19 protein-coding genes and 3 tRNA genes are annotated in these 18776 nt (G+C 63.7%); 13 read left to right on the top strand and 9 right to left on the bottom strand.

What is annotated here, in order from left to right:
• The first annotated feature begins 43 nt into the window (after positions 1 to 43).
• Positions 44 to 811, top strand: coding sequence for a type I methionyl aminopeptidase (map, locus tag ACSVHC_RS19465; RefSeq protein ID WP_437770562.1), 768 nt, complete (start codon positions 44 to 46; stop codon positions 809 to 811).
• 32 nt (positions 812 to 843) lie between these two features.
• Here the strand turns inward: map and ACSVHC_RS19470 are convergent, their stop codons facing one another.
• Positions 844 to 1437, bottom strand: a complete 594-nt coding sequence (locus ACSVHC_RS19470) for a GNAT family N-acetyltransferase (RefSeq protein WP_437770561.1) — start codon at positions 1435 to 1437, stop codon at positions 844 to 846.
• Positions 1438 to 1568: 131 nt separating this feature from the next.
• A tRNA-Arg gene (locus ACSVHC_RS19475) sits at positions 1569 to 1641 on the bottom strand.
• 218 nt (positions 1642 to 1859) lie between these two features.
• Here ACSVHC_RS19475 and ACSVHC_RS19480 point away from each other — a divergent pair.
• Positions 1860 to 2426, top strand: coding sequence for a single-stranded DNA-binding protein (locus ACSVHC_RS19480; protein WP_437770560.1), 567 nt, complete (start codon positions 1860 to 1862; stop codon positions 2424 to 2426).
• Here the strand turns inward: ACSVHC_RS19480 and ACSVHC_RS19485 are convergent.
• Positions 2393 to 2824 (bottom strand): hypothetical protein, encoded by a 432-nt coding sequence (locus tag ACSVHC_RS19485; RefSeq protein ID WP_439181225.1) that lies wholly within the window; start codon positions 2822 to 2824, stop codon positions 2393 to 2395. The genes ACSVHC_RS19480 and ACSVHC_RS19485 overlap by 34 nt on opposite strands.
• Before the next feature lie 19 nt (positions 2825 to 2843).
• On the opposite strand from ACSVHC_RS19485, the gene ACSVHC_RS19490 reads away from it, so the two are divergent.
• Together ACSVHC_RS19490 and ettA are read left to right on the top strand one after the other, a co-directional pair.
• Positions 2844 to 3113, top strand: a complete 270-nt coding sequence (locus ACSVHC_RS19490) for a DUF6993 domain-containing protein (protein ID WP_437770558.1) — start codon at positions 2844 to 2846, stop codon at positions 3111 to 3113.
• A gap of 47 nt (positions 3114 to 3160) precedes the next feature.
• On the top strand, positions 3161 to 4843 hold the full coding sequence (gene ettA, locus ACSVHC_RS19495) for an energy-dependent translational throttle protein EttA (RefSeq protein ID WP_344787633.1): 1683 nt from the start codon (positions 3161 to 3163) through the stop codon (positions 4841 to 4843).
• A 103-nt stretch (positions 4844 to 4946) separates the two neighbouring features.
• Here ettA and ACSVHC_RS19500 read toward each other — a convergent pair whose 3' ends face one another.
• Positions 4947 to 5855 carry an acyl-CoA thioesterase gene (locus tag ACSVHC_RS19500; protein WP_437770557.1) on the bottom strand — a complete coding sequence of 303 codons (909 nt, stop codon included), beginning with the start codon at positions 5853 to 5855 and terminating at the stop codon, positions 4947 to 4949.
• A gap of 63 nt (positions 5856 to 5918) precedes the next feature.
• On the opposite strand from ACSVHC_RS19500, the gene ACSVHC_RS19505 reads away from it, so the two are divergent.
• Positions 5919 to 6593, top strand: coding sequence for a hypothetical protein (locus ACSVHC_RS19505; protein WP_437770556.1), 675 nt, complete (start codon positions 5919 to 5921; stop codon positions 6591 to 6593).
• Between the two features lie 88 nt (positions 6594 to 6681).
• Here ACSVHC_RS19505 and ACSVHC_RS19510 read toward each other — a convergent pair whose 3' ends face one another.
• From ACSVHC_RS19510 to pepN, 4 genes are all read right to left on the bottom strand, one after another.
• Entirely contained in the window at positions 6682 to 7155 is a 474-nt protein-coding gene (locus tag ACSVHC_RS19510; RefSeq protein WP_437770555.1) for a globin, read from the bottom strand.
• A gap of 1 nt (position 7156) precedes the next feature.
• Complete coding sequence (locus ACSVHC_RS19515) at positions 7157 to 7882, bottom strand: mechanosensitive ion channel family protein (protein ID WP_437770554.1); 726 nt, start codon at positions 7880 to 7882, stop codon at positions 7157 to 7159.
• 147 nt (positions 7883 to 8029) lie between these two features.
• Complete coding sequence (locus tag ACSVHC_RS19520; RefSeq protein WP_437770553.1) at positions 8030 to 8509, bottom strand: OsmC family protein; 480 nt, start codon at positions 8507 to 8509, stop codon at positions 8030 to 8032.
• Positions 8510 to 8608: 99 nt separating this feature from the next.
• The gene (pepN, locus tag ACSVHC_RS19525; RefSeq protein ID WP_439181226.1) at positions 8609 to 11170 is read right to left on the bottom strand and encodes an aminopeptidase N; all 2562 of its coding nucleotides are present in this window, start codon (positions 11168 to 11170) and stop codon (positions 8609 to 8611) included.
• Positions 11171 to 11307: 137 nt separating this feature from the next.
• Here pepN and ACSVHC_RS19530 point away from each other — a divergent pair, with 137 nt between their 5' ends.
• From ACSVHC_RS19530 to ACSVHC_RS19540, 3 genes are all read left to right on the top strand, one after another.
• Positions 11308 to 12309 (top strand): hypothetical protein, encoded by a 1002-nt coding sequence (locus ACSVHC_RS19530; protein ID WP_437770551.1) that lies wholly within the window; start codon positions 11308 to 11310, stop codon positions 12307 to 12309.
• A 136-nt stretch (positions 12310 to 12445) separates the two neighbouring features.
• Positions 12446 to 12928, top strand: coding sequence for a ribose-5-phosphate isomerase (locus ACSVHC_RS19535; protein ID WP_439181227.1), 483 nt, complete (start codon positions 12446 to 12448; stop codon positions 12926 to 12928).
• Complete coding sequence (locus tag ACSVHC_RS19540; RefSeq protein ID WP_437770550.1) at positions 12928 to 13830, top strand: Fpg/Nei family DNA glycosylase; 903 nt, start codon at positions 12928 to 12930, stop codon at positions 13828 to 13830. Before ACSVHC_RS19535 ends, ACSVHC_RS19540 begins: the two co-directional genes overlap by 1 nt.
• 69 nt (positions 13831 to 13899) lie before the next feature.
• On the opposite strand, the gene ACSVHC_RS19545 is transcribed toward ACSVHC_RS19540, so the two are convergent.
• Positions 13900 to 13973, bottom strand: a tRNA-Gly gene (locus tag ACSVHC_RS19545).
• Between the two features lie 154 nt (positions 13974 to 14127).
• On the opposite strand from ACSVHC_RS19545, the gene ACSVHC_RS19550 reads away from it, so the two are divergent.
• The 5 genes from ACSVHC_RS19550 to clpX all read left to right on the top strand — a co-directional run bounded on the left by ACSVHC_RS19550 (position 14128) and on the right by clpX (position 18678).
• Positions 14128 to 14202, top strand: a tRNA-Pro gene (locus tag ACSVHC_RS19550).
• 68 nt (positions 14203 to 14270) lie between these two features.
• Positions 14271 to 15653, top strand: coding sequence for a trigger factor (gene tig, locus ACSVHC_RS19555; protein ID WP_437770549.1), 1383 nt, complete (start codon positions 14271 to 14273; stop codon positions 15651 to 15653).
• A 242-nt stretch (positions 15654 to 15895) separates the two neighbouring features.
• Positions 15896 to 16510, top strand: a complete 615-nt coding sequence (locus ACSVHC_RS19560; protein WP_345450506.1) for an ATP-dependent Clp protease proteolytic subunit — start codon at positions 15896 to 15898, stop codon at positions 16508 to 16510.
• Between the two features lie 37 nt (positions 16511 to 16547).
• Positions 16548 to 17207: an ATP-dependent Clp protease proteolytic subunit gene (locus ACSVHC_RS19565; protein WP_234749864.1), complete on the top strand. Its 660-nt coding sequence runs from the start codon at positions 16548 to 16550 to the stop codon at positions 17205 to 17207.
• A 184-nt stretch (positions 17208 to 17391) separates the two neighbouring features.
• Positions 17392 to 18678, top strand: coding sequence for an ATP-dependent Clp protease ATP-binding subunit ClpX (gene clpX / locus ACSVHC_RS19570; RefSeq protein WP_437770548.1), 1287 nt, complete (start codon positions 17392 to 17394; stop codon positions 18676 to 18678).
• The last annotated feature ends 98 nt before the right edge of the window (positions 18679 to 18776 follow it).

An 18776-nucleotide genomic window follows, 5' to 3' on the forward strand; every position in this document is an offset into this window, starting at 1 on the left:
GCGGCCGGTCCGGCCCCCTGTTCTTGATGCTTGGAGGCCTCTGATGTCCATGGTGAAGACGCCAGAAGAGATTGCGCTCATGCGCGAAGCCGGAAGGGTGGTTGCCAACACGCTTTCGGCAGTTCGCTCGCACGCCGGGGTTGGTGTGTCGCTCAAGGAACTGGACGAGGTTGCGGCCGCTTTCATGGAGGCCGCCGGAGCCAAGCCGGCGTTCCTGAATTACCGCCCGCGGTGGGCGTCCACGCCTTTTTCAGGGGTCATCTGCACGAGCGTCAACGATGCCGTGGTGCATGGCATCCCGGACGGATATGTGTTGCAGGACGGGGATCTGTTGAGCGTCGATTGCGGGGCATTCGTGGAGGGTTGGTGCGGGGACGCGGCAGTCAGCTTCATCGTGGGCACCGCGGATCCGGTGGACCAGGAGTTGATCGATGCCACGGACGCCGCCCTCGCCCGCGGAATCGACGCCGCCCGGATTGGAAACAAGATGGGCGACCTTGCGTACGCCATCGGCGGAGAAGCCAAGCGCAGCGGCTACGGGATCCTTGCCGATCACGGTGGGCACGGCATTGGCCGGACCATGCACGCCGAGCCGAGTGTGCCGAACATCGGACGGCCGGGCCGCGGGGTGAAGCTCGTGGAGGGCTTGGTGATTGCCATCGAGCCGATGTTGATCCTCGGTGGTAGTGACGACTACTACCACGACGACGACCAGTGGACCCTGCGCTCCGCCACCGGCCGCCGTGCGGCGCATAGCGAACACACCGTGGCGATCACCGCTGATGGACCGCTTGTCTTGACACTGCCTTAGCCGGGTTGCTTCTGAATGCGGAACCCCGGAAATCAGCGCCGCAGGCGCATGACCGCCCTACCGGGGACCGCCGTGGAAACTGTAGAGAAGCCAGCCGCACCGAACAACTTCACAGTTCCCTGGTAGAGATCGGCCGAACCGGCCTTGGGCCGTAGCAAGGGATCCACGGGGTATCCTTCGATGATTTCGGCACCATGCGCGAAGGCATGCCCGACGGCGGCGTCCAGCAATGCGGCCGCCACCCCGCTCCGGCGGTGGCCGGGAGAAACCACGAAACAACTCACCGACCAAACTCCCGGGCCTTCAGCGGCACTTGCTCCCGCGGCCTTGAGGATCTGGGATCGCTCGATGCGCGGATAGCACTGGCGCGGTTCCACGGCGCACCAGCCCACTGCTTCGCCGCCCCGGAACGCCAGGACGCCTGGTTCGGGGCCGTTGTCGAATTTGGCTTTAAGCTGTTCCTTCCGAACCTCGGGTGGAGTGGTCTTCCAATCCTGCCCGGGGAGGGCGAACCACCGGCACCAACAGCGCGAAGGCTCGCCGCGGACGCCGAATAGCCTTTCAACATCGGGCCAGCTTGCAGGGCCCGTCGTGATGGCTGCGGAGCCGGCGAGGTTCAGGACCATAGGAACAGCGTAGAACGCTGCGAGGGCGGACGACCCAGGCTGTCTTGGCCTCTGGCCGCGGGTCTTCACGGCTGACGAAAACCAAGAGCGGCTCTGAACTACGTTTCCGCAGCTCAGAGCCGCTCTTTGCGTGCCCCGGGAGGGAATCGAACCCCCGACCAAGAGATTAGAAGGCTCCTGCTCTATCCTCTGAGCTACCGAGGCAGGCGACGCACGCACAGCACGTGGCTGAGGCGCCATCAAGAGTTTACATTGCGGCGGCTGCCTGTGAAGTCGGCTCGGTTTCGACCGTGACTCTTCCCCCACAGGTGGCCGTTGCGTCGGGCTATCCACATACGTGAACTAGGTACTGCCGCGGAAGTTCGCCGCACGTGAAGCTGAAGGAGCCAGGCAGGCAGCTCAACTCACGTTAGGACAAGACCATGAATGACATCATCACAGTCCGGGGATTCGTTGCCACGGAACCCAAGAGTTCGACGACACCCGGCGGGACGGGGACGGCTTCGTTCCGGCTGGGCTCCACGGCGCGCAGGTTCGACCGCGCGAACGATGTCTGGGTGGATGGCAACACCAATTGGTTCAGCGTCCAGGCGTTCAGGCATCTCGCGGGAAACATCGGATGCAGCGTCAAGAAGGGCCAGCGGGTCATCGTGGTCGGAAAACTCAAGTTGAGGCAATGGGAACACGACGGCAAGATCTACCACGTTGCCGAAATCGTCGCCGAAACGGTGGGGCATGACCTCATGTGGGGCTCGGCGAACTTCATCCGGACCAGCGGTGGCACCGGCCCGCAAAGCACGCCCGCGGCCGCTGAGGCGGAGGCGGAGAACCCATGGCCCTCGGCTGATGAAGAGGGTGAAGACGGCCCGCATGACGACGAGGACGGTAGTGCCGCAACCGAGCGGGAAGTTATCTTTTCGGCCAGAGAAGGCGATGAGTCGGTTCTCGTTGATACTCACACGGGAGAACTTGTCGACGCCCGGGCTTGAAATGACGTGGCGCTTGAAATGACGTGGCGCCTGAAATGACGCGAGGCCTGAGATGACGCGGCGCCTGAAACAGTGGATGCCGCGGACGTCTGCGATGCCATGCGGCGCGGCGGGTAGTACGCCGCATGGCAGAATAGCCGGGTGATGAGCAGGGGAATGCCGCAAAAACCATTAGGACGCCGCCACGCGGCCGGAAGCCCGGGTTTGCTGCTTGCGGTGCCGTTACTCGTGGCCTGGCTGGTGGCCGGCTGCACGGCGCCTGCTCCAGTGGTGTCAGGAAACACGGCGGTTTCATCGCCTGCTTCGTCGCCTTCCCCATCCAGCACGGCCAGTGCCGGTCCCGCTGTCACACCCGGTGCCGGAAGCCCGTCGGCATCGGCTTCGCTCAGCCCTGGCACTGCCTCCCTGAAGCAGACCATGGAGTCCGTACTCAAAACCATTGCCGCCGCAACCCCCAAACCGGCACAAGATGCATTGCGATCGCAACTCGTTTCGGCCGGGATCTCCGCGTCTGCTGTGGAGGTATCCGCGAGCAAGACACCGACGGGACTGGACGTCGACGCTATCGAGGCCGCCGCCAGGCTGGATAAGGACTGCGTCATGGGCGAGATCAGGGACGGCCAGGTTTCGGTGTCGGTCCTACCCGTGTTGGCCAGCGGCAAATGCTTCGTCGGGGATTCCCGCTAGCAGGGCCGAATGTGAGTTATGCCGTGCCACCCATTAGATTTAACGGCATGGCGGAATTCATTTATACGATGACCAAGGCTCGCAAGGCCGTTGGCGAAAAACTAATCCTGGACGATGTCAGCATGTCGTTCTTCCCTGGCGCGAAGATCGGCGTCGTTGGCCCGAACGGAGCCGGCAAATCCACGATCCTGAAGATCATGGCTGGTATCGACACCCCGTCGAACGGCGAAGCCCGCCTCAGCCCCGGCTACTCCGTGGGCATCCTCCTGCAGGAGCCGCCCCTGAACGAGGAAAAGACGGTCCTGGGCAACGTCCAGGAAGGCGTGGGCGAGATCTACTCGAAGATCCAGCGCTTTAACGCGATCTCCGAGGAAATGGCCAACCCGGACGCCGACTACGACACCCTGCTGGAGGAAATGGGCCACCTTCAGGAAGCCATAGACGCTGCGGATGCCTGGGACATCGATTCCCAGCTCGAGCAGGCCATGGACGCACTCCGCTGCCCGCCGGGCGACTCCGACGTGACGGTCCTGTCCGGTGGTGAGCGCCGCCGTGTAGCGCTCTGCAAGCTCCTGCTGCAGAAGCCCGACCTCCTGCTCCTTGACGAACCCACCAACCACCTGGACGCCGAAAGCGTCCTGTGGCTGGAGCAGCACCTCTCTTCCTACCCTGGTGCCGTCCTCGCCATCACTCACGACCGCTACTTCCTGGACCACGTCGCCGAGTGGATCTGTGAAGTGGACCGTGGGCGCCTTTACCCCTATGAAGGCAACTACTCCACGTACTTGGAGAAGAAGCGCGCCCGCCTCGAAATCCAGGGCAAGAAGGACGCCAAGCAGGCTAAGCGACTCACCGAGGAACTTGAATGGGTCCGCTCCAACGCCAAGGGCCGCCAGACCAAGTCGAAGGCTCGTTTGGCCCGGTACGAGGAAATGGCGGCCGAGGCTGACCGCACCAGGAAGCTCGACTTCGAGGAAATCCAGATTCCGCCGGGACCGCGTCTGGGTGGCCTGGTCCTGGAAGCCAAGAACCTGCAGAAGGGCTTCGAGGACCGGACCCTGATCGACGGGCTTTCGTTCACGCTGCCCCGTAACGGCATCGTCGGAGTCATCGGTCCTAACGGTGTCGGCAAGACCACGCTGTTCAAGACCATCGTCGGGCTGGAGCCGCTCGACGGCGGCGACCTCAAGATCGGCGACTCGGTCAAGATTTCTTACGCCGACCAGAGCCGTGGCGGCATCGACCCCAACAAGACCCTGTGGGAGGTCGTCTCAGACGGCCTGGACTTCATCCAGGTCGGCCATGTCGAAATGCCGTCCCGCGCCTACGTCGCCGCCTTCGGCTTCAAGGGACCGGACCAGCAGAAGAAGGCCGGGGTGCTCTCCGGTGGTGAGCGAAACCGCCTGAACCTGGCACTGACCCTCAAGCAGGGTGGAAACCTTCTCCTTCTTGACGAACCCACCAACGACCTCGACGTCGAAACCCTCAGCAGCCTTGAGAACGCCTTGCTTGAGTTCCCCGGCTGCGCCGTGGTGGTCTCGCACGACCGGTGGTTCCTCGACAGGGTTGCCACCCACATCCTCGCGTACGAAGGCGACGAGGAGAACCCGTCGAAGTGGTACTGGTTCGAGGGTAACTTCGAGTCCTACGAGGAGAACAAGGTGGAGCGCCTCGGTCCGGACGCTGCCAAGCCGCACCGTGTCACCCACCGCAAGCTGACCCGCGACTAAGCGAATTGCGCCACAGAAGGCCGGCACCCTGGACATTTCTCCCGGGGCGCCGGCCTTTTTTGCTTCGACGATCCTGGCGGCGTTGTGGCAGCGACGCGGGTAGCTACGACGGGATCCGCAGCATCCCCTCTTGCGCCACTGTGGCGACATGCTCGCCGTCGCGGCTGAAGATCTTGCCGGTGGCAAGTCCGCGGGCGCCTTGGGCGCTGGGGGACTCCTGCACGTAGAGCAGCCACTCGTCCACGCGCACGGGGCGATGCCACCACATGGCGTGGTCAAGGCTCGCGACGCTCATGCCGGGCGTCATCCAACTCAATCCGTTCTTGCGCAGCACTGATTCCAGGATGGTGTAGTCGCTTGCGTAGGCCAGGGCGGCCAGATGAAGGTTGGGATCGTCCGGCATTGGGCCAAAGGTCTTCATCCAGACGGCATTGCTGGCGACCCGGTCCATCGGTGCTTCCACATAGATTGCGGGGTCGACGTGGCGGACGTCGAAGGGGCGCTCGAATGACATGTGGCGGGCGAGAGGATGGTCGTACTTCTGCAGGAGGTCCGCGGTGCTCGGCAGGGTTTCGGGATCCGGGATACCGACCGGCATGGAGGACCGGTGTTCCACGCCCTCCGCTTCCGTCTGGAAGGAAGCGATCATCGACAGGATCGGTTTACCTTCCTGGTAGGCGTGCACCCGACGAGCGGAGAACGAGCGTCCGTCGCGAAGCCGTTCAACGCTGAAAGTAATGGGCTGGTTGGCGTCCCCGGGACGAAGAAAGTAGCCATGCATGGAATGGACGGTTCGGTCCTCTTCCACCGTTCGCATACCGGCGACGAGCGACTGGGCGAGCACCTGCCCGCCGAACACCCGGTGGCGCGGCTGCTTCTGGGAGGGCCCAAGGAAGATGTCCTCGGCTGTCCTCGCGCCGTCGAAGTCGGCCAGGGACAACAGTTCGATGAGGGTGGATGTGGGGTCCTCCAGGGCAACCTGGTGTTCCAGGCCGGCGTGCGCGTCAGTCATGGTTCGACTCTAGACGCCCCCCTGACCCCTCTCAACCGCGGACATGCCGGTAGAGTCAATGATGTGTCCGATGTACTGACCCAGTCCTTCCATTTCGTCGATCCCCGTGATCTGGCGGATCTCCGCACTTATGTCACGCGTGCCAAGAGCATCGACGATGGCGCCATCCGGCTGCAGGCCTCCGGACGCGTCCTGGCTGCATATGTGTGCGTCCTGAGGCCGCGCCTCCTGGGCGAGTCGACGCCGACCATTCTCGGCCTCCGGACCATCGCCCTCGCCGATGACGCGCATGCGGACATCACCGTGACCCTGTCTTCGATCCTGGACCGCTTGGCGCGTTCTGGTGCCGACGACGTCGAGCTTCCGATCCCGCCGTCGACGGTTTCCGAATCGTGGGCGGGAGTCGGGGCACCCCGCAGTGGCTGGGAGCCTCTGGGGTCAGTGCCCGACGCCGAACTCAGGTCAGTCGCGAATGCCGGAATTGCCGAGGTGGCCGGGATTGTTCCCGATCAGCCCGGCGCATTGATCGTCAACAACGCCAGGGCCGCGGTGTGGGGCCGGGAGATTCCGGGACTCGACGGCGTGCCCGCCGGCGCGGCGTTCGCGGCCCTTGCGCTCGGTTTCCTTGGCGACGGCGAACACCGGCTCTTCCGCAACGGCCGTTGGTTCCGGCTCAGCGGCAGCCGGGGCCACATCCTCGCACGATCCGGATCAGGCCTGGGCTTCCAAGCCCGCTGAACCCGAGCCAGGCCCGGCCCAATCCCGAGCCAGGCCCGGCCCAATCCCGGGCCAATCCCATGGCTACGCAGCCCGCTCGCCTAGAAGCTCAGGGCTGCTGGACCGACGGGCTGTTGACCATCGTGAGCGCTGCCCGCTCCATGTAGTCCCACAGGGTACCTTCGTGAAGCGGCGACAAATCGAGCGAATCCACTGCCGCGCGCATGTGGAAGAGCCAGCGGTCCTTGGCTTCGGGTGTCACCTGGAACGGCATGTGCCGCATCCGCAGCCTGGGGTGCCCTCGTTCCTCGCTGTAGGTGCCCGGGCCGCCCCAATACTGCTCGAGAAACATGAGGAACCGCCGCTTTGCCGGGGCGAGGTCTTGTTCCGGGTACATAGGCCTGAGCAAAGGATCTCCGGCGACGCCGTCGTAGAAGACGTCGATGAGTTTCACGAAGGTCTCGTGGCCACCGATGGCCTCATAGAAGCTGTCGGTGTAGGCAGGCTGGCTGAACGGATCGTTTTGCATCAACTGCCGCCGTTCGGCTGGCTGCGGCGTTGCTGATTCCGGCTGGCTGGCCATGTCACTCGCCTGCTTTCTGCTCTTGAATCTTGAGGGATTCCTTTGAAGATTGAGGCGCACCGGATGCCGCGGTTTCGGCAGGCGCAGTGCCCGGGGGTGCCGGCGGAACGTCCGGCGCGGCTGGTTCTTCCGGTACGTAGTCGCCTTGCGAGCGGTTGCCCACCCGCAGGATTTCTCCGTTGCGCAGATACCAGATGGCGCCGTCTTCAGCCTTGAGGCGGGTGATCCGGAGGCCTACCGATTCAACGGTGCCAATCACTTCGGTGGTCACAATCACATCGCCGATCCCGAACTGGTCCTCGATGGTGATGAAGATGCCGGACAGGAAATCGCGGATGAGCTGCTGGGCGCCGAAGCCGATGGCCACACCCAGAATACCGACGCTCGTGAGCAGCGGTGCGATATCCACATTCAGGTATTTGAGGACGTAGATGATGACGATGACCACCACCACCACGCTCAGCACGCTTGTCAGCAGCGAGCCGATGGTGTGGGCGCGTTGGGCGCGCCGTTCATGGTCGAGTGCCCGGAAGGCCGGCTGGACCCACCTGAAATGCGGTTTCTTGAAGAAGCTGCTGCCCTCTGCCACTCGGCGGGTAATGCGCAGAATGATGAACCGGGCCACAACCCAGACCACCAGCCCAATGCCCAGCGTCACGAAGATGGACGCGTAATCGATCTTGGCTGCATCGGCCACGATGTTGTCGGTCGACGAGGCGACGTTCATATGCGGGAATGCTCCTCACGGGATCCAATTGTTCGCCGGGCCCTTGATTGCCGGGCGCTGAACACTTTGTCCACGGTCAACCCTATCGCCGTAGCGTGGCCGGATCCGCATCGTGATTCTTGGCGGAACAGCTTTCTTGTCATCTGGCTAGACCGTGGCCGCCATCGTGCTCGGCTCATGCTGAACGGGAAAATTGACGCTCCGGGCGATGAAGCACACCTGGTTGGCCTCATGGTGCAACTCGTCCACGAGGGAAATATGCGCAGGGTCGGCAACCGTGACCTGCGGCTTCAAAGTGACGTTCTCGAACTGGCCGCTGCCATCGCGATTGAGTCTCATCAAGCCCTCGGCGTGGTCCACGTAATCGGTGACCACCACCCCGTGCTTGACCGCGACATGCAGGAAAGACAGCATGTGGCACTGGGAGAGGGCGGTGAGGAGCAGTTGTTCGGGGTTGTACCGGCTCCGGTCGCCATGGAAGGTGGGGTCCGAGGATCCTTTCAGGACGGGCAGGCCGGGGATCTCAACGTCGTGGTCCCTCGTGTAGCCGCGGTAGGTGGAAGTCCCGGTGCCCAGATTTCCGGTCCAGCGCACGGTCAGGGAGTAGCGGTGTTCGTCCAGGCTCATGCGGAAAGTCTAGCGGCGGTGCTTTCGCGGGCGGGACACTGAACGGCCCCGGTTCCATTGAAGCGGAACCGGGGCCGGACGGTGATTTATCCGACGGCTTTAGATGTCTGCCGCGCGGGCTTTCAGGGCCCGGGCAACGCCGTCGCGGTTTTCCAGCATCATCCGCCGCAGGGCGTTGCTGTCCGCTGGCAGCTCAGCGAGGAACTTGTCCGTGCGGTCAACCGTGGCCTGCGTGGTCAGTTGCGAGGGGTAGAGCCCGACGACGATTTGCTGGGCCAGCGCAAAGGTGCGGTTGGCGTCAATGCCAGGTACGGCCTCAAAGTACTCCTCGGCGTACGGCTCCAACAGGGAGGTGTCCGGAACCCGCATGAAGCCCGTGACGGCGGAGCTTTGAATGGCGTTGGAGAGCTCGCCCGTGACCACGATCTTCTTCCAGGCGGCGGCCTTGGCCTCGGGAGTGGGAAGGGCCGCCGTCGCCAAGGCGGCGGCGTTCTGGCCACTGGCCGTGTTGTCGCGCCCAAGTTCGGCGTCGATCCGGTCCTGGTCTTCGCGCCCGCCCACCACCAGCGCGGTGAGGAGTTCCCAGCGCAAATCCTGGTCAACCGTCAGGCCATCCAGGACGGTGCTGCCGTCCAGGACCGCCTGGACTGTGTCCAGTTGGGAGCTGCTCGCGGCAAGCAGCGCGAAGGACTTCACGAATTGGAGCTGGGCGTCCGATCCGGCGGCCGCGGTACTCGAGAGCTCCCACAGTGTGTCAGCGGCGGCCTCCGTGGCCGCATCCTTGTGCTCCGCTGCGACGTAGTACGTCAGGGTGGTGGCCAGCTGGCGGAGCTGGGTCAGGATCACAGAGGAATCGGTCTCGGATGCGATGTTCGCCAGGATCAGCTCGACGTAGCCGCGGGCCGGGGTTTCGCCGTCGCGGGCTGCATCCCAGGCCGAGCCCCATACGAGGGTGCGCGGCAGGCTGCCGGCGAAGTCCTTCAGGTGGGCCTTCGCAGTGGCCAAGGACGCGGGGTCGAGGCGGACCTTGGCGTATGCGAGGTCGTCGTCATTGAGCAGGACCAGGTCCGGACGCGCCATTCCGGCAAGGGCGGGAATATGGGTCCGGGGTCCGTCGACATCGAGCTCCTCCCTGTGGGTCCGCTCAAGTTTGCCTTCGGCGGAGAGGTCATAGAACCCGACGGCGAGGCGGTGCGGCCGCAGCGTGGGCTGCTCGTCGATAGCCGTCTGCACGATCGCAAAGGACGTGATGGTGCCGTCCGCGTCGACCTCGAGCTCGGGGGAGAGGGTGTTGACGCCGGCGGTCTCGAGCCAGAGCTTGCCCCACTGGTCCAAGTCGCGGCCGCTGGCAGCTTCGAGTTCTTTCATGAGGTCCACCAGTTCGGTGTTCTGCCAGGCGTGCTTTTGGAAGTATTCGCGGACGCCGGCCATGAAATGTTCCGGACCCACCCAGGCAACCAACTGCCTGAGCACGGAAGCTCCCTTGGCATAGGTGATGCCATCGAAGTTGACCTCGACGTCCTGGAGATCGTTGATCTCGGCGAAAATCGGGTGCGTCGTGGGCAACTGGTCCTGCCGGTACGCCCAGGATTTCTCCACCGAGGCAAAGGTGGTCCAGGCCCGGTCGAATTCGGTGTTTTCGACGGCGGCCAGGTGTGACATGTACTCGGCGAAGGATTCGTTGAGCCACAGGTCGTTCCACCAGCGCATCGTGACGAGGTCCCCGAACCACATGTGGGCAAGTTCATGCAGCACGGTGATGGCGCGGCGCTCGATCTGGGCGTCGGTGACCTTGCCGCGGAAGACGTAGCCCTCAAGGATGGTCACCGCGCCGGCGTTTTCCATGGCGCCGGCATTGAACTCGGGAACGAACAACTGATCGTACTTCTCGAAGGGATAAGGGAAGCCGAACTGGGCCTCGAAGAACTCAAAACCCTGGCGGGTCAGTTCGAAGATGTTGTCGGCGTCCAGGTACTGCATGAGGGACTTGCGGGCGAACACCCCGAGCGGGATGACTCGGCCATCCGAGCTGGTGACCTTGCTGCGTACCGATTGGTACGGTCCGGCGATCAAGGCGGTGACGTACGAAGAGATGCGTGGAGTGGGGGCGAATTGCCAGATGGCGCGCGCGCCGCCGTCGTCACCGGGAGTGGTTTCCACCGGTACCGGAGTGGGTGAGTTGGAGATCAGGTCCCAGTGCGAGGGCGCAGTGACTGTGAACGTGAACGCGGCCTTCAGGTCCGGCTGCTCGAACACAGCGAACATGCGGCGGGAATCGGGCACCTCGAACTGCGTGTACAGGTAGGCCTCGCTGTCCACGGGGTCCACGAAACGGTGCAGGCCCTCACCAGTGTTCATGTAGGGGGCATCGGCGACTACCCTGAGTTCGTTCTCCGCGGCGAGCCCGGGCAACTGGATGCGCACGCCGTCGGACACCACAGCCGGATCGAGTTCGGTGCCGTTCAACGTCACGCTGTGCACGGTCTCCGTGATCGCGTCGATAAAGCTCGAGGAGCCCTCGACGGCGGAGAACTTCACCACCGTGGTGGAGCCGAAGACCGTGGCGCCCTTCGTCAAGTCGAGGGTGACGTCGTACGAGGTCACGGTGAGCAATTCTGCGCGCTGTCCGGCTTCGGCGCGCGTCAGGTTCAGGCCTGGCAAGGGTTGCCTCCAAGAATGGTTTCGAGAAGCCGGTTGGTTTCAGCCAGCGCCGGCGCTGTGAAGTCATTCTTTCACTTGATTCCGGCATGGCAAGGAAGCTCGATCACAGTGTCGCCGGCGCGGGGTAGCGTTGGAATATGGGAAAGATGCGCGACTCGTTGGACCTCCGGGCACTCCGCTTTGCGGTGGCATTTCCATTGCTGCTGGCCGGCGCGTTTGCTGTGTGCGCACTCATGTTGCGCAACAACCTTCCCGATCCTGTCGCCATCGCGTGGAACGCCGACGGCGGCATCAGCTTCGCGCCGTTCCTCGCCTACGTTTTCGGCGGAGGAGGATTCCTGGTCGTCGCGGGTTGGCTGGTGTTCATCCAGGCTGTTCCCCTTGCCCGGCCCGTGATCATGCGCCGGGTCATGATGGGCATGGGCCTGATGGTGACCCTCTTCATCACCTCCGTGCTGGCCGCGGGGCTCGTGGGGCAAACGGGCCTCGCCGACGCCCGCAGCTCGCACGTTGATGCCACGGTCCTCGCGCTGGGCGCGGGTGCGGCTCTGCCCCTTGGCGTGGTCATGATGATGGCTTTCAAGCCCGACCCGCATTGGACGCCCGAAGACGATGCCGCCCTCGAAGCCGAAAGGATCCGGACGGAAGACCCGGGCCTGGCGGAGGATTCCATGTTGCTGTGGGTCCACGCACGGAGTTCGGTGTTCGTGATGATCTGCGTGGCCACCTTGTTCCCCGCGATGTTGATCGCGATCGCGCTCCCTTGGTTGGGCGCATTGTTGGCGGCGGTCGCCGTCATCGGAGCGTGTTTCCTCTTCGTCCGCGTCCGGGCGGACCGGGGTGGAGTCCAGGTCTTTGTGGCGGGCATCCTGAGGGTCCTCACAGTGCCCGCTGTCGATATCGCAGGCGCGGCCGCGCAGGAAGTCAGGGCCGCCGACTTTGGCGGCTGGGGACTCCGGCGCCACGGAGGAGCCACGGCCATGCTCGTAAGCAGCGGTCCCGCCGTCGTCGTCCGCCAGGTCAGCGGCCGCAGGGTGGCGTTCAGCGCAGGGACATCGGCCACGGCGGACCGGCTCGCAGGAATCCTTAACCGCGTCGCGGCGCGCGCCCAGCGCGGCGAGCAGCCTCCGGCTCCCTGAGCGCCGGAACGCGCCCGGCCTGTTGGCTTCGTCTTAAGAGGTGAGCCGGGGCCCGATCCTAGTAACCTAGGAACCGCATCCCTCACCGCCGCGCCCGGCTTTGCCGCGTTCGCGCGCCAGACTGAATGGACTTCCTGTGACCACACCCCGCGTCCACATTGCCACGGACCACGCCGGCATGGAGCTCAGCGCCCACCTGGTAAGCCACCTGACGGCCAAAGGCTACGACGTCGTAGACCACGGCCCCAAGGTGTACGACGCCCTCGACGACTACCCCTCGTTCTGCATCAACGCGGCCGCTGCGGTAGTCGCCGACCAAGAGGCCGGCGTTCACGCATTGGGCATCGTCCTGGGCGGATCCGGCAACGGTGAACAGATTGCCGCGAACAAGGTCAGGGGTGTCCGCGCCGCACTCGCCTGGAACCTCTCTACGGCGAAACTGGCCCGCGAGCACAACGACGCCAACGTGGTTGCCGTAGGCGGCCGCCAGCACACCGTCGAGGAAGCCACCGAGCTGATCGAGGCCTTCCTGGAAGAACCGTTCAGCAACGACGAACGCCACGTGCGCCGCATCGGAAAAATCGCCACCTATGAGAACACCGGCGAAATCGTTGCATAGTGCCTGAAGGGCATTCCATCCATCGCCTGGCACGCCAGTTCCAGGATGTTTTCGCCGGCCACGTGCTGGAGGTCTCCAGCCCCCAAGGCCGTTTCACCGCGGGCGCAGCGCTTTTGGACCGCCATGAACTGCTCGAAGCGACCGCGCACGGCAAACAACTTTTCCTCCGTTTTGACCATGGGGTGCTCCTGCACGTCCATCTGGGTCTCTACGGTGCGTGGAGTTTCGGTGGCGATGAGTCCTTCGCGGGTGCCTCGAGCATCGGGGCGCCGCGGCGGATCGGCGAACGCGAGACCTTCCCACAAGACGGCAGCGCAGGGAGCCCCGGAAGCAGCTACGCGGGTCCGCCCGAGCCCGTGGGTGCCGTGCGCGTGCGCCTTGTTTCAGCGAACGGCTGGGCGGACCTGAGGGGCGCTACCACCTGCGCGGCGATCACCGAGGCGGAGGCCGCGGCCGTCCTGGCGCGCCTGGGTCCCGATCCCCTCCACAACCGCCCCGGCGACCGCGAGGAGTTCATCCGCCGCTTGCTGCGGCGCAAGACCGCCGTCGGGCTCCTCCTCATGGACCAGTCGGTCGTGGCCGGGATCGGCAACATCTATCGCGCGGAGGTGCTGTTCCGCCAGCGCGTCGGTCCGTGGACTCCTGGCAGCTCGCTGAACGTCGAAACCGCCGGACGATTGTGGGATGACACCGTGGCGGCGATGTCCGACGGCGTCCGCGACGGGCGGATTGTTACGACCCCATCGGCTTTGTGGAGCGGCGGGAACGCCGGACCGCTCGACGGCGAGGCGCACTTTGTCTACAAGCGGCAAGGACAGCCGTGCCGGCGATGCGGCGACGTAGTGGGGATGGCCGAGATCGGTGCGCGCAAGCTCTATTGGTGCCCCGGCTGCCAGAACTAGAGTCCGGCGCCAGCAGGTGAAAACCGGTGAAAACACGAAGGGCCCCTCGATGAGGGGCCCTTCGTTCCATGGAGGGGACGACGGGAATCGAACCCGCGTAATCAGTTTGGAAGACTGAGGCTTTACCATTAAGCTACGTCCCCGGGCAAGACTGCATGGATCTCTATGAACCTTTCAGAGTGTTCCGCGCATCTTTCCGGCGGCTGTTGAAGCCGGATATAACTAAACCTAATTCAGGGGCCAAGTGTCAAATGTGCATTCTCCGCCGAGATGCCCGTAGACTGTCCTGTGCATTCACGGGGTGTAGCTCAGCTTGGCTAGAGCGCCTGCTTTGGGAGCAGGAAGTCGCAGGTTCAAATCCTGTCACCCCGACTCTGTGTGCCTGTTCCGATCCGGAACGCGGCAGAACCCCATCCCACAAAACCAGGAGTACTTAGACTGTGAAGAGCGCTGTCGAGAACCTCACCGCCACGCGGGTCAAGCTCAACGTTGAGGTTCCCTTTGAGGAACTGAAGCCGAGCATCGATGCCGCTTACAAGACCGTTGCTTCGCAGATCCAGGTTCCCGGGTTCCGCAAGGGCAAGGTTCCCTCCAAGCTGGTTGACCAGCGCGTTGGCCGCGGCTACGTCCTGGAGACCGCCATCAACGATGGCCTCAACGGCTGGTACCAGGCTGCCGTCCAGGAAGCCGGCCTCCGCCCGCTGAGCCGTCCCGAGGTTGAGATCACCGAAGTTCCGGACCCGTCCTCGACCGACGGCGAACTGAAGTTCCAGGTTGAGATCGACGTCCGTCCCGAGGTTGAGCTCCCCGACTACGCCGGCATCAAGGTAGAGGTTGCTGCAGCCGATTCCTCAGACGCCGACGTCGACAAGGCCCTGGACGAGCTCCGCGGCCGCTTCGGCACGCTGAAGTCCATTGACCGCCCGGCCGCCGATGGTGACTTCCTGACCATCGACATCACCGCCACGATCGACGGGGCTGAAATCGACTCCGCCACCGGCCTGTCCTACCAGGTTGGCGCAGGCACCATGCTTGAGGGCCTCGACGAGGCCGTCACCGGCCTTTCTGCCGAAGAAGAAGCAATCTTCGACACCACGCTGGTTGGCGGCGAGCACGCCGGCGAAGCAGCCCAGGTCAAGGTAGTTGTCAAGACCGTCAAGGAGCGCGAGCTTCCTGAGGCCAACGACGACTTCGCCCAGTTGGCGTCCGAGTTCGACACCCTCGCCGAACTTCGTGAAGACCTTGCCAAGCAGGCCGCTGAGTCCAAGGTCGTCGGCCAGGGCGTCGAAGCGCGCGACAAGGTCCTGGACAAGCTCGTTGAGCTCATCGAGGTTCCGGTTCCGGACTCGGTGGTCGAAGAGCAGCTCGAAGCACACTTCAACGCCGAGAACGCCCACGGTGAAGGCGAGCACGACACCGAGGAACACCGCGCGGAGGTCAAGGCCAACACCGCCCGCGCCTTCCAGAACGAGATCATCCTTGACGCCATCGCCGACAAGGAAGAAGTGAGCGTCAGCCAGAACGAGCTGATCGACTACATCGTCAGCACGGCAAGCCAGTACGGCATGGACCCGAACCAGTTCGCCCAGATCATCGATCAGAGCGGCCAGGTTCCCATGATGGTTTCCGAGGTCCGTCGCCGTAAGGCCCTCGCAGTTGTCCTCGGCCAGGCCGAGGTTGTCGACTCCGAAGGCAACAAGGTGGACCTCAGCGACTTCGTGCGCCCCGCCGGCGAAGAGCTCCCTGCAGGGGAAGGCGCTGTCGAGGAAGCCGAAGAAGCAGCTGTTGTTCCGAGCGACGACCCCGCTGCAGTGAAGTTCTAGTTTCACCTCCCGCCGCCCCCGGATCTTAGATCCGGGGGCGGCTTGGTTTAAGCCCCTGGAGCGTGGAAAGTGCCCCCTTCCGCAATCGTGCGCCGTCAGCGAACAGCGCGATTTGGGAGAACAAATCGCCGTGGAAAACGGTTAGTGTCCAAGTAGTGAAGATCAGGGATGGCAAGTTCAGCAATGGCCCTGTCACCAGCGAGAGGTAAGTACTTATGTCACAGCACGCAGAGGCCCCCAGGATGGCAACCGTCGATCCAGCGGCCCAGGACAACTACATCTACAACCGCCTGCTGAAAGAGCGCATCATCTGGCTCGGATCCGAAGTCCGTGACGAAAACGCCAACGCGATCTGCTCCCAGCTCCTCCTCCTCTCGGCTGAAGACCCGGAGAAGGACATCTACCTGTACATCAACTCTCCTGGCGGCTCCGTGACCGCCGGCATGGCCATTTACGACACCATGCAGTTCATCCCGAACGACGTCGTGACGGTTGCCACCGGGCTCGCGGCCTCCATGGGCCAGTTCCTCCTCTCCTCGGGCACCAAGGGCAAGCGCTACGCCACGCCTAACGCCCGCATCCTGATGCACCAGCCTTCCGGCGGCATCGGTGGCACGGCGTCGGACATCAAGATCCAGGCGGAGCTGATCCTTCACATGAAGAAGGTCATGGCCGAGCTGACTGCCGAACAGACCGGACAGACCGTGGAGACCATCCTCAAGGACAACGACCGCGACAAGTGGTTCACCGCCCCCGAAGCGCTCGAGTACGGCTTCTTCGACAAGATCTCCGCCCACGCAGGCTCTGTGGCCGGTGGCGGCGGCACGGCAAACTCGTCGTCGAATTCCGAGAAGTAACCGGCAGCAAGAAACATTCAGATCAGGAGCAATAAAAATGAACTACAACTTTGGATGGTCTGCCGGTAATCTCCCGTCCAGCCGCTACGTCCTCCCGCAATTCGAGGAGCGCACGCCTTACGGCTTCAAGCGCCAGGACCCGTACACGAAGCTCTTCGAGGACCGCATCATCTTCCTCGGTGTGCAGGTTGACGACGCTTCCGCCGACGACATCATGGCCCAGCTGCTGGTGCTCGAGTCCACGGACCCGGACCGCGACATCACGTTGTACATCAACTCCCCGGGCGGCTCGTTCACGGCCATGACGGCGATCTACGACACGATGACGTACATCCGTCCGGAGATCCAGACCGTTTGCCTGGGCCAGGCGGCCAGCGCCGCGGCCGTGCTGCTCGCGGCGGGTACGGCGGGCAAGCGCCTCGCCCTGCCCAACGCCCGGGTCCTGATCCACCAGCCGTCGCTGTCCGGCGGCCAAGGGGGCCAGGCCTCCGACCTCGAGATCCAGGCCGCAGAAGTCATGCGCATGCGCTCATGGCTTGAGGACACGCTGGCCAAGCACTCCGGGCGGACGCCGGAACAGGTCAACAACGATATCGAGCGCGACAAGATCCTTACCGCCGCCGAGGCAATGAACTACGGATTGATCGACCAGGTGCTCGATTCCCGCAAGATCAAGCCCCAGGCGATCGCCAGGTAACTGGCCAAAACTCGACGCCGGTGCGGTTCAGGAAATATGGACCGCATCGGCGTTCTGTTTCAACCCAAGCAGCCCATTGTGTCCTACAGTGGAAGTTGTCATGGTGGCGCCCCCGCTGCGATCGGCGCGAAATCGCGGATAGGTACGGGGCTGCACCACCCGCATGAAACGAAGGGAATCCCACATGGCTCGGATTGGCGAGAGCACGGATCTGCTGAAGTGTTCTTTCTGCGGAAAGAGCCAGAAGCAGGTTCGGAAGCTGATTGCCGGGCCCGGCGTGTACATCTGCGACGAGTGCATCGAACTCTGCAACGAGATCATCGAAGAGGAACTCGCAGAAGTATCGGATCTTGGCAGCTTCGAGTTGCCCAAGCCGCGGGAAATCTTCGACTTCCTCCAGGAATACGTCATTGGCCAGGAGCCCGCGAAACGCTCCCTCGCCGTCGCGGTCTACAACCACTACAAGCGCATCCAGGCCGGCCACGCGCCGAAGACCGGCCTCGGTGAGGGCGGACACCATGAAGACGTGGAGATCGCCAAGTCCAACATCCTGTTGATCGGCCCCACTGGCTGCGGCAAGACCTACCTGGCACAGACCCTGGCCCGTCGCCTGAACGTACCCTTCGCCGTCGCCGACGCCACGGCCCTGACAGAGGCCGGATACGTCGGCGAAGACGTCGAAAACATCCTGCTCAAGCTCATCCAGGCCGCAGACTACGACGTCAAGAAGGCCGAACAGGGCATCATCTACATCGACGAGATCGACAAGATTTCACGCAAGAGCGAGAACCCGTCCATCACGCGCGACGTGTCCGGCGAAGGCGTGCAGCAGGCGCTCCTGAAGATCCTCGAAGGCACCGTGGCCTCGGTTCCGCCGCAGGGCGGACGTAAACACCCGCACCAGGAATTCATCCAGATCGATACCACCAACGTGCTGTTCATTGTGGCCGGTGCCTTCGCCGGGCTCGATGACATCATCGGATCGCGGTCCGGCCGGAAGGGCATCGGCTTCGGGGCCCCGCTCAACGAGGTCAAGGACAACGCGGACAGCTACGGCGAGGTGATGCCGGAGGATTTGCTCAAGTTCGGGCTCATTCCCGAATTCATCGGACGCCTTCCTGTGATCACCACCGTGTCCAACCTTGACCGCTCCGCGCTCATCCAGATCCTTTCCAAGCCCAAGAACGCCCTGATCAAGCAGTACCAGAAGATGTTCCAGCTGGACGGCGTGGAGCTTTTGTTCGACGACGACGCCCTTGACTCGATTGCCGACCAAGCCCTTGAACGTGGCACGGGAGCCCGCGGCCTGCGTGCCATCATGGAGGAAGTGCTGCTGCCGGTCATGTTCGACCTGCCCAGCAGGGACGACATCGCCAGCGTAGTCATCACTGCCGACGCCGTGAACAAGAAGGGCCAGCCCACCATGATCGCGCACGAGGTCATTGCGAAGCGTCGGAATAAGTCCGCCTAGCCCGAGGTTGGAATCATTGGTGCCGGACACCGTTTCGTCCGGCGAGCCGCGCCCCCTTACGCCTATCGAAGGAGTTCCCTGTGCCCGAGCAGACCGCC

The sequence above is a fragment of the Arthrobacter sp. KNU-44 genome (genome assembly GCF_051843155.1).
Taxonomy (GTDB): Bacteria; Actinomycetota; Actinomycetes; order Actinomycetales; family Micrococcaceae; genus Arthrobacter.